Annotated in this window: 10 protein-coding genes; 5 read left to right on the plus strand and 5 right to left on the minus strand. The window is 69.0% G+C overall.

Annotated elements, in window-relative coordinates; translation table 11 throughout:
• From ACXJKR_RS14780 to ACXJKR_RS14790, 3 genes are all read right to left on the minus strand, one after another.
• The coding region (locus tag ACXJKR_RS14780) for a phosphatidylserine decarboxylase (protein ID WP_457323472.1) at nt 1–607 on the minus strand (607 nt) is incomplete at its 3' end.
• Entirely contained in the window at nt 607–2253 is a 1647-nt protein-coding gene (locus ACXJKR_RS14785) for an aminotransferase class III-fold pyridoxal phosphate-dependent enzyme (RefSeq protein WP_457323473.1), read from the minus strand. The genes ACXJKR_RS14785 and ACXJKR_RS14780, both read right to left, overlap by 1 nt.
• A gap of 4 nt (nt 2254–2257) precedes the next feature.
• Nucleotides 2258–2872, minus strand: a complete 615-nt coding sequence (locus ACXJKR_RS14790; protein ID WP_056194663.1) for an Mpo1-like protein — start codon at nt 2870–2872, stop codon at nt 2258–2260.
• A gap of 113 nt (nt 2873–2985) precedes the next feature.
• On the opposite strand from ACXJKR_RS14790, the gene ACXJKR_RS14795 reads away from it, so the two are divergent.
• A complete protein-coding gene (locus tag ACXJKR_RS14795) occupies nt 2986–4227 on the plus strand; it encodes a glycosyltransferase family 4 protein (RefSeq protein WP_056194617.1) in 1242 nt (413 codons plus the stop codon).
• Between the two features lie 12 nt (nt 4228–4239).
• Here ACXJKR_RS14795 and lplT read toward each other — a convergent pair whose 3' ends face one another.
• Both lplT and ACXJKR_RS14805 read right to left on the minus strand, forming a co-directional pair.
• Nucleotides 4240–5511 carry a lysophospholipid transporter LplT gene (gene lplT / locus ACXJKR_RS14800; protein ID WP_457323474.1) on the minus strand — a complete coding sequence of 424 codons (1272 nt, stop codon included), beginning with the start codon at nt 5509–5511 and terminating at the stop codon, nt 4240–4242.
• A gap of 106 nt (nt 5512–5617) precedes the next feature.
• On the minus strand, nt 5618–7117 hold the full coding sequence (locus ACXJKR_RS14805) for a GAF domain-containing protein (protein ID WP_457323475.1): 1500 nt from the start codon (nt 7115–7117) through the stop codon (nt 5618–5620).
• A 143-nt stretch (nt 7118–7260) separates the two neighbouring features.
• Between ACXJKR_RS14805 and ACXJKR_RS14810 the strand changes: the two genes are divergently transcribed.
• The 4 genes from ACXJKR_RS14810 to ACXJKR_RS14825 all read left to right on the plus strand — a co-directional run.
• Nucleotides 7261–8169 (plus strand): BadF/BadG/BcrA/BcrD ATPase family protein, encoded by a 909-nt coding sequence (locus ACXJKR_RS14810; RefSeq protein ID WP_457323476.1) that lies wholly within the window; start codon nt 7261–7263, stop codon nt 8167–8169.
• Complete coding sequence (locus ACXJKR_RS14815; protein WP_056194626.1) at nt 8166–8894, plus strand: GntR family transcriptional regulator; 729 nt, start codon at nt 8166–8168, stop codon at nt 8892–8894. The genes ACXJKR_RS14810 and ACXJKR_RS14815 overlap by 4 nt, the downstream gene beginning before the upstream one ends.
• Nucleotides 8894–10024, plus strand: a complete 1131-nt coding sequence (gene nagA, locus ACXJKR_RS14820; RefSeq protein ID WP_056194629.1) for an N-acetylglucosamine-6-phosphate deacetylase — start codon at nt 8894–8896, stop codon at nt 10022–10024. Before ACXJKR_RS14815 ends, nagA begins: the two co-directional genes overlap by 1 nt.
• Nucleotides 10005–10452, plus strand: a 448-nt coding sequence (locus ACXJKR_RS14825; RefSeq protein ID WP_457323477.1) for an SIS domain-containing protein, incomplete at its 3' end; no start/stop codon positions are given. The genes nagA and ACXJKR_RS14825, both read left to right, overlap by 20 nt.

Raw genomic sequence — 10452 nt, forward strand, 5'->3', positions numbered from 1 at the left:
GCCGTTCCACACGCTTCAGTGCCACCGGATTCACGTTCCACGTGTCTCCGCTCAGATAGGTCACATGCTCCACCGTGCCGTCGGCCGGCGCGTGGAAACGGTGGTACATCGCCGACGTCAGCCGCAGCGTGACGAAGCGGCCGCCCTCGAAAGCGCTGGCGTCCTGTGTCGGCCCGAACAACTCCTCCGTCGAATACGGAAAGCCCTTGGCCTGGTAGACCTGGCCGCGTTCGACGAGGCCGGTCGCGCCGACGATGGCGTCGCTCGGACTCGCGAACACCTCCGGCCGCGCGTCGAACACCCGCGAGCCGGGCTTGAGTTCGCGCGTGAAGCAGTCCTTCAGCGAGCGGAAGTTGGTGTGCCTGGCCTCGCCCAGGTCCAGCGGCGTGAACATGCGCCAGATGGCGATGGTCAGCTTGGTCAGCCACGGGCTCTCGATGCGCGAGAAGCGCCCCATCAGCTTCGTCAGGGCGATGCGCGGCACGCGGTTGGTCAACAGGAAGTTCAAGTCCTCCTGCGCCACCAGTCGCTTGAACCAGCCCGGGCGAGCCAGGGCGCTGCCATCCATCCCGCCGTCCAGCGCGGGCGATGCTTCGTGGTTTTTCATCAGAACTTCTGACCCAGCATCTCGCGGAACACGCTGCGGCGGATGGCCTTGGCGGTCAACTCGGGCGCGGTCCACCACCAGCCGTCGGCGCGCATCTCGTCGCAGGCGGCGATGAAGCGATTCATGACTTCGGCGAACTCGGCGTCGCCGTAGTTCAGGCTGAAGATCAACCGTCCCGTGCCCACCCAGCTCAGAGCCAGGCCGTGCTTGCGCAGATAGAACTGCAGCATCCAGTGGTAGCGGCCGGGCTGGTCGTACATCACCGTCCAGATCGTCGAAAGGTTGGCCATGCGCACTGGCGCGCCGGCCGCCTGCAGGCGGGCGTTGAACTGCGCGCAGCGCGCGTTCCAGCGTGCGTCGAGGCCGTCGTACAGCGCTTTCGTCTCGGGGCGCTCGATCCGCTTCAGGAACGCCGCCATTGCGGCCACCACGTAGGGGTGCGCATTGAAGGTGCCGCGTGCAAAGCAGATGTCCGCCGGCCGGTCCTCGCGGTAACGCTGCATCAGTGCGCGGCTGCCGCACACCACACCCACCGGCAACCCGCCGCCAAGCGTCTTGCCGTAGGTGACGAGGTCGGCCTTCACGCCGAAGTACGCTTGAGCGCCGCCCGGTGCCAGGCGAAAACCCACGAACACCTCGTCGAAGATCAGCACGATGCCGCGTGCCGTGCACACCTCGCGCAGCTTCTTGAGCCAGGCCGTGTACGCCTCGCGGTCGTAGCTCGCGCGGCGACTGCCGTCGATCAGCGCGGAGTCGCCCGGCGCATTCGCATTGGGATGCAGGGCCTGCAGCGGGTTGACGAGCACGCAGGCGATGTCGCGCCGCGTGGCCAGCACTTTCAGTGAGCGCTCCGCCATGTCCTGCAGTGTGAAGGTCTCACGCGGCGGCAGCGGGTTGCCGGGACCGGGCTGCACGTCCTCCCACCAGCCGTGATACGCGCCGGCAAAGCGCACCAGACGCTTCCTCTTGGTGTGATACCGCGCCAGTCGCACGGCCTGCATGACGGCCTCGGTGCCGGACATGTGGAAGCTCACCTCCTCATGGCCCGAGATGGCCTTCAGCCGCGACAGCACATCCAGCACGCAGGGGTGGTAGGCACCGAGCACCGGGCCCAGTTCGCGCGCCGTGGCCACGGCCTCGTCGATGYAGGCCTTATAGGCGTCATAGCCCAGCACGTTGACGCCGTAGGAGCCCGTCAGGTCGTAGAACCGGTTGCCGTCCAGGTCCTCCACCTGCACGCCGGAGCTGGCCTGCAGGAAGGCGCCCACCTTCAGACGCTCGCGCAGCACCGGGCTGAACTGGAAGGGCACGCGGTAGCGGCCCGTGAAGCGCAGATCAGAAATGGTGTCGCGCGCCTGTTCGGTGGCCGCGAGCGTCTTCGCGAAGCGGCTGTCGAACTCGGCGCCCAGGCGCTGCAGTGCGGCACGCCGTTGGGCAGCAACTTCCGTCGGTGCGCCGTCAGCGGCGAAAAACTGCGCCTCGTCGTAGGCATAGCCCGGCACCCAGCGCGCCAAGCGCTTGGCCATGCGCGAGTGCCCGGCCAGTGAGCGGTGCTTGGCCCGCGACAGCTCGATGCGCCGTTTGACCGCCGGCAACAGCGCGAGCACGCCCAGGGCCAGCGCCGAAAGAGTGAGGGTCTCGTCCATCGGCTCAATGCGCCTGCTGGCCCACGTGGTCCATCGGATCGATCAGCTGGCCGCGCAACAGGAACAGGGGCGCCTTCCAGTACAGCATCACGTCGTGAAAGGGGTCGGTGATGATCTTGAAACCCCAGGCCAGGCCCTGCATCAGGTTCTGCGTGACCCACAGCTGCACGACGCGGAACACCAGGCCCGTCACGCCCAGGCAGAACCAGGCCATGCCGACGTCCTCGATAAAGCCCTGCAGGCCTACGGCAGGCTGGATCAAACCGCCCAGCGACGGCGACAGCCACAGCACCAGCGGCAGTGCCACCCAGACCGACATCAGCACGATCTTGCGGCGGATGTTGTAGCCAATCTTGATCTCTTCCTTGTACTCGTCGGTGGCCTTGTTCACCTCGTCATAGCCACGCGGCTCGAAGAAGAAGTGGCCCGCCTGGCGCGTCGTCATCGATACGCACCAAGCCAGCAGTGCCGACCACGCGGGATTCACGAACAACAGCGCATACGACACCAGGAAGCTCAGCGCGCTGATCAGGTGCAGGCTTTGGTTGATGCGGCTGTGGTGGTAGTAGCGGTGGTCGTCCCAGCGCTGGGTCTTCAGGGTTTGAAAGAACTCGTTCACGTCCCGTCCTCGTGTTTGGGTGGCTAGCGGCGCGATGGTGGGCTGCTTGCGTGAAATCGGCGTGACGGTCCGGTTGTCATCGTGCTGTTGCAAACGCTGCCGACCATGCGCGCATGAAAACCGCAACCGACGCCGACGACATCCTGGTTGACGACTTGCCCGCGCCGCGCCATTCGCGTCGGCTTGCGGTGGTGACGGAGACCTATCCGCCCGAAGTCAACGGCGTCGCCATGTCGATGGCTCGCGTCGTGGACGGTCTGAACCGCCGCAACCACGACGTGCAGCTCATCCGCCCGCGCCAGCCAGCCCGGATGGGCATGCAGCCCACCGGCAAGCCCGAGATCGACGAAGTCCTGACCAAGGGCCTGCCCGTGCCGCTGTATCCCAACCTGCGCATGGGCGTGCCCAGCAAGCGCAGCCTCGTGAAGCTGTGGTCGCTGCGCCGTCCCGACGTCGTTCACATCGCGACCGAAGGGCCGCTGGGTTGGTCGGCACTCCAGGCGGCCCAGCACCTGTCGCTGCCCGTCACGTCCGACTACCGCACCAACTTCCATGCCTACGGCAAGCACTACCGCCTGGGCCTGCTGTCCAAGCCCATCATGGGCTATCTGCGCAAATTCCATAACCGCTGCGACGCAACCATGGTGCCCACCGAGGCCATGCGCGTGCTGCTGGCCGAACGCGGTTTCGAGCGGCTGTCGGTGGTGGGCCGTGGTGTCGATACGCAGCGCTTCGATCCGGCGCGACGCAACGCTGCGATGCGCGCAAGCTGGGGCGCCGCGTCTGACGACCTGGTCATGGGTTACGTCGGCCGCCTGGCCCCCGAGAAGAACCTTGGCGTCGTGCTGGCCGCTTTTGAAGCTGTGAAGCGGCTGCAACCGCGTGCCCGCCTCGTCTTCGTCGGCGACGGGCCGATGCGTGCCGAGCTGGCGGCGCGTGTTCCCGACGCCGTGTTTGCAGGACAGCGCGGTGGCGACGATCTGGCGGCGCATTACGCCGGACTGGACCTCTTCCTGTTTGCAAGCCTGACCGAGACCTTCGGCAATGTGACGACCGAGGCCATGGCCAGCGGCTGCGCCGTCATCGCCTTCGAGAGTGCGGCTGCGGGCGAACTGATCCGTAGCGGCGTGAACGGCTGGCTGGCCGGTCCGGGCAAGGAAGACGCCTTCGTCGCGGCGGCGGGCGTTGCCGCCATGGACGCCAACGCCCGCCGGGTGGTGGCCGAGGCGGCGCGAGCCACGGCAAGGCGATTGGATTGGGCCGATATCACGGCGCGTTTCGAATCGGTGCTGGAAGGCGCCATCGCGCGCGGCGAGCCGGTGTTCCGACTGACGGGTTTGCAGGCCGTGGCCTGACGCGAGGCGCCTCTAGGCGCGGCTGCGGGTGTCCACCCAGATCAGCGCTGCAATCGCGCCCGCAACCAGCACGCCCAGCCCGCTGAGCGTCACCGCGATCGGCACACCCGCGGCTTCGCAGCCGGCATAGGTCGCCAGCATCGCCAGCACGCTCAGGTTTTCATTGAAGCCCTGCACGGCGATGGACCGCCCCGCGCTCAGCAGCGTCGCGCCGCGGTGCTGCAGCAGCGCGTTCAGGGGCACGACCATCGCGCCACCCACGGCGCCGACCAGAGCGAGCACGACCGCGGCCGTTGCCACCTCGCTGACCTCGGCCACCACTGGCATCAGCAGGCCCAGTGCGATGCCGGCCCAAAGCCCATGCCGCGCCTGGTGCAACGCCAGCCAGCGCCCTGCCGCCGCCGCGCCGCCGATGACGCCCACCGCCACCGCCGCCTGCAGATAGGCTGCCTGGCTCAAGGGCAGCGCGAGTGCCTCGCCAGCCCATCTCAACACCGCGAACTGCAKCGTCGCCCCGACGCCCCAGAACAGCGTCGTCGCGGCCAATGACAGCCCACCCTCGCGGTCGCGCCAGAGTGTGCGGTTGGCAGTGCGGAATTCGCGCAGCAGCGTCGCCGGATCGTGAGCCACGCTGCGCTGCCGGCGTCCGCTGTCTGCGATGCCGGCGTTCAACAGGCTGGACACGGCGTAGATGACCAGCAGCGCCGCCAGCGATCCCGTCAGCTTGTCGGCCGGCAGGTTCAGCCCATCGCACACGTCCGCCAGCCCCGAAGCCAGCCACAGCGGGCTCACCAGCGCGCCGCCCAGCACGGCGCCCAGCAGCGCTGCGGACACGACGCTGATCTCGATCCAGCCATTTGCCTTCACGAGCGCCTCGGGCGCCGCCATCTCGGTGATCAGGCCGTACTTGGCCGGCGCATAGGCCGCAGCGCCCAGGCCGACCACCGCCAGCGCCGCCACCGGGTGCAGGCCGAGGGCCAGCAGCGCCAGGCCGAGCATCTTCACGAGGTTCATCGCGGCCATCACGCGGCCCTTGGCGAAGGCGTCGGCCAGTGGCCCGACCCAGGGCGCGAGCAGCACATAGGCGGCCATGAAGCCCACCTTCAGCAGTGGCGCCCACCACAGCGGGAAGCCCTGCTGCGCGAGCAGCGCGATGGCGACGATGAGCAGGGCGTTGTCGGCCAGCGCCGAGGCGAACTGCGCGCCGATGACGAGGCCGAAGCCGCGCGGCAGGGCGGGGCGTGCGGCGCAGAGTGAGTGGGTGTCGGAGGAGGTGGCGTGCACGAGTGCCGCACTGTGACAGTGCGGCGTGAAAAGGCGATGACGCGGCCGGATTCCGGGCAGCGAAAGGGGGGACTGCTCTTCAACAGCCGCGCTCGCCCCACGCGCCTCAGCCTCTGATCACCACCTCGAACAGCAGTGCCAGTTGGCTGGCGATCAGCAGCTCCTGGCGCGTCCAGGCCCGCGTCGTGCGGGCATCGACCAGCCACAGGGCGCCGGCCAGCTGCGCACCGTCATACAGGGGCACCTCGATACGCGCCTCGGCGGCGCCTTGCAGGCCGGACAGCTCGGCATGGCAGGGATGCAGGGCCGCATCCGGCAGCGCGAGCGGCGCGCCATGGCGGGTCAGCAGGTCGACGTAGCGCGGCTGCTCAGCGTTGCTCAGTCCGCCTTGGCCGAGCGGCCAACGGATCACGCTGGCCAGCCCGAGGATGCGGATGCTCGCCGCCTTCAGCTCAGCCAATGCCTCGGGCGGCGTTGCCGTGGACAGGCGCTGGCGCTGGCCGCACAGATGCAGCAGCAATTCCTCCGGCGTGACCGGCGTGCCGGCCTCCTCGGCCGGCGGCGCGGCCAACGTCGTGCGAGCGGGCAGGCTGAGGCGCTCGATCTCGGACTGCAGGGCCAGGTGTTGCCAGAGGTGGTCCAGTGCGCCGGGGGCATCGCCCTCCGCCTGCAGCAGCTCGGCCAGTTGCAGGTGGGCCTGGCGTGCCTGCGCACGAGCCTGGATGCGCTGGGCCAGGGCCAGGCCGTGGCGGGTCGAGCGCACGGCGGCGGCGTTGTCGCCGCGGGCCAGGGCGATCTCGGTCCAGGTGCGGCTGGCGGCCGCCTCCAGCCAGGGGTAGCCGTGGCGAGCAGCAATGTCGAGCGCCAGACGGCAGTCGGCCACGGCCCAGTCCATGCGCTGACGGGCCAGCGCTGCGCGGGCAAGATGCCAATGCGCCTCGGCCTCGAAGACGCGGTGGCCGCCGCGCCGCGCCGCGGCCAGGCCATGGCTGAAATGGCGCTCGGCGGCGGGCAGGTCGCCAGTCTCAAAACTGCCGACGCCGATGTTCAGCGCCAGCTTGGCGGCCAGGTAGCTGTCGTCGCCGCCGCCGAGCTTGAGTTGCTCGCCGGCGTCACGCATCTGGCGCAAGCCGCGCGCCCAGTCGGCCTGGGCGTAATGAATCTGTCCGAGGCCAATGCGCGCGGCCACGCCGGCCTGCAAATGACCGCTGACCTCCGCGAGGTCCAGCGCCCGCGACCATTGCTCACTGGCGAGCTGATACTCGCCCTGCTGGTAGGCAATACGCCCGAGCGCTTCGCAAACCCGCGCGGCCTGCACCGGGAAATGTCCGGCGGCTGCCAGCGCACCGGCTTGTTCAAGGGCCGGCAGCAATTCCAGTGCACGTCCGCGCGGCTCCAGCAGACCGAAGCGCGCGTAGAGTGCATCCACACCGACAGCGGTGTCGCCGGCCGTGAAAGCGTTTACGGCGAGCGATTCGAGCAGCCTGTCGGCCGCTCGCGGATGGCGGTGCGCGACGCGGCCAATGCGGCCCAGCAGATCGCCCAGGGCCTCGCTGGCGGCAGGATGAAGAATGAACACGGCGGCCGTTTCGGGTTGGTTTCTCACTGGTATTCTTGTCGATTCCGAGGGCGGGTGCGGCCTGACTGGGGCCAATCCGTAGCCTGCTTGAGTGGCCATAGACCAGTTTAAAACCAATTGACGGCCCCTGCCGTTGGTATTAGAGTGGTATCGACTGAATCATGTCGATCATGCCCCTCGTTCTCAATCCTTCACTTTTGACCTCCCGCGACTCTGGCCGCCCTGCGCGCTACCGGGTCGGCATCGATGGGGGCGGTACCAGCACCCGCGCCATCGTGGCCGACGTCGAGGGCCGGATTCTCGGCCGCGGTGAGGCCGGCGCTTCGGCCCTCGGCCAGGGCGCCGAGCAGGCCTGGCGCCCCATCGGCGAGGCCATTGCCGCAGCCGGCGTGCCGGGGCTGGCCTTGAAGGATTGCGCCCTCGGCCTGGGCCTGTCCGGCACCGGAGTGCCGGCGCAATTGCAGGCCTTTGTTGCGGCCAACCCCGGCGTGGCTCGCTTCAGTTTGGTCACCGACGGCCTCGTCGCCCTGCTGGGCGCCCATGGCGGCCAGCCCGGTGCACTGTTGATTTCAGGCACCGGCTCGGTTGCAGAGGCCTTGCTGCCCGACGGCAGCCGCCGCATGGTGGGCGGCTGGGGCTGGCAAATCGGCGATGAGGGCAGTGGAGCGTGGCTCGGCCAACAGGCCATGAAGCTTGCTCAAGCCGCCTACGACAGCCGCGTCCCGGCCGGTCCGCTGGTGCTGGCCGTCTGGCGCCAGACCGGCGCGACGCGCGAAGAAATGCTGGGCTTCTGTGCCCAAGCCGGGCAGAGGGGCTATGCCAGCTTGGCGCCCCTGGTCTTCGAGCACGAAGAAAACGACCCTGCCGCCAGCGTGCTGCTGGCGCAGGCGGCGGGTGCGCTCGACGCCCTCGCTGCCGCCCTCCATCCCACCCTGCCGCTGGCCCTGGCCGGCAGCATCGCGCTGCGCTTGGGCGCGCGCCTCAGCCCGGCCTTGCAGTCTCGCCGTGTCGAATCTCAGGGCGAGCCGGTCATCGGCGCGCTCTGGTTGATTCAACAACAAGAAATGAACCACGCATGAGCGCCGTCTTCAATTTCAAGCCTGATCCCAATGCGGCGTCGCCGCTCTACATGCAGCTCGCGCAGAGCCTGGCGACGGCCATCCGCGAGGGGGTCTTCCACGCCGACGAGGCCCTGCCCAGCGAGCGCGTGCTGGCCGAGCAGCTCGAGCTGTCGCGTGTCACCGCGCGCAAGGCCATCGACCGTCTCGTCGAGCAGGGGCTGATCATCCGCAAGCGCGGCTCGGGCAACTACATCGCGCCCAAGCTGGAGCAGCCGCTGACGCGCCTGACCAGCTTCTCGGAAGAACTGCACCAGCGAGGCTTCGTGCCCAGCTCGCGCTGGCTGCTGCGCGGCTTCACGCCGGCGGCACCCGACGAGCAGCTGTCGCTGGAGCTGAAGAGCGGTGAGCGCGTCGCCCGCCTGGAGCGCCTGCGCCTGGCCGACTCGGTCGTCATGGCCTACGAAGTCTCGGTGCTGCCGCAGACCGTGCTGCCCGACCCGCAAAAGGTCGAGGCCTCGCTCTACACCCACCTCGGCGACCGCGCGCCGGTGCGCGCGCTGCAGCACATCCGCGCGCTGAATGCCGACGCCAAGCTCGCCGGTCTGCTGGAGGTGCCGTTAGGTGCGGCCGTCCTCTTCATCACGCGGGTCGGCTATCTGTCCTCGGGCCAGGCCGTCGAGCTGACGCATTCCTATTGCCGAAGCGACTACTACGACTTCGTGGCCGAGATGCGCAGGGACTGATGAAACTTCGACTCGAAGGCGACATCGTCACGCCCCAGGGCGTGATCACCGGCCACCTGGACATCGCCCACGGCCGCATCGCGGCCGTCAGCGGCACGCCCATCGATGTCTCGCGCGCCGGCGAGGGCGGCCGGTCCATCCTGTTGCCCGGCTTCATCGACACCCATGTGCATGGCGGCGGTGGCCGCGACACGATGGAGGGCGGCGACGCCATCGCGACGATTGCGCGCCGCCACGCCCGCCACGGCACGACGGCGCTGCTGGCCACGACGATGACGGCGCCGGTCGGCGAGATCGAGGCCGCGCTGAAGGCGCTGGGCCCGGTCTGCCGCCAGCGCGGCCGCCAGTCGGCCCGCGTGCTCGGCGTGCATCTCGAAGGCCCGTACATCAGCCCTGATCGACTCGGTGCCCAGCCTGCGCATGCCATCCCCGCGACGCTGGAAGAGGTGCAGCGGCTCAACGAATTCGCGCCCATCAAGGTGCTGACCATCGCGCCCGAGATGGTCGGCCACCTGGCGCTGATCGGCCCGCTACGCGACGCCGGCATCCGTGTGCAGATCGGCCACAGCAATGGCGGCTATGACGACGGCGTGGCGGCCCTCCAGGCCGGCGCCGCGGGCTTCACCCACCTCTTCAACGCGATGACCGGCCTGCACCACCGCGAGCCCGGCATGGTCGGCGCGGCGCTCGCCCACGGCGAACACGCCGAGCTCATCCCCGACCTCATGCATGTGCACCCCGGCGCCATCCGCGTCGCGCTGCGCTGCATCCCCGGCCTGTTCTGCGTGACCGACTCGACCGCCGCAGCCGGCATGCCCGACGGCGAATACCGCCTCGGCGAATACACGGTGCAGAAATGCCTGGGCGGTGTGCGCCTGGCCGACGGCACGCTGGCCGGCAGCGCCCTGACGATGGACCAGGCGCTGCGCAACCTCGTGCAGACCGTGGGCCTGACCTTGCCCGAAGCGTCGCGGCGTGTGTCGACCGCGGCCGCCGAATACCTGGGCCTGACAGACCGCGGGCGCCTTGAGGCTGGCGCCTGGGCCGATGTGGTCGTGATGGATGCCGCACTGAATCTGCGGCGCGTGTTTGTAGAAGGTGAAGAGATCGATGTCGTCGTTGATGCTTGAAGAGGCGCTGAGCGCGCCGGACGTGGTGGCCCGCCAACTGGCAGCGGACCCGCTGAGCTATACCCGCCTGGGCCAGGCGCTGCAGGAGCAGCCGCCCAGCAGCGTGCTGACGATTGCGCGCGGCAGCTCCGACCATGCGGCTCACTACCTGGCCTACCTCGTCATGGCGCGCCTGGGCCGGCTGGTCACCTCGCTGCCGATGTCGCTGATCACGCTCTACCAGAGCCGCATCCACTGCCAGGGCCTGCTGTCGATGGCCTTCTCGCAGTCCGGCCAGAGCCCCGACCTGATCGCGCCGACGAAGTTCTTCCGCGAAGGAGGTGCGCGCACGGTGGCCTTCGTCAACGCCAGCGGCTCGCCGCTCGCGGCCGCGGCGGAACACGTGTTCGAGCTGCACGCCGGCCCCGAGAAGAGCGTGGCCGCTACGA

It is taken from the genome of Roseateles sp. P5_E11 (assembly GCF_054049355.1).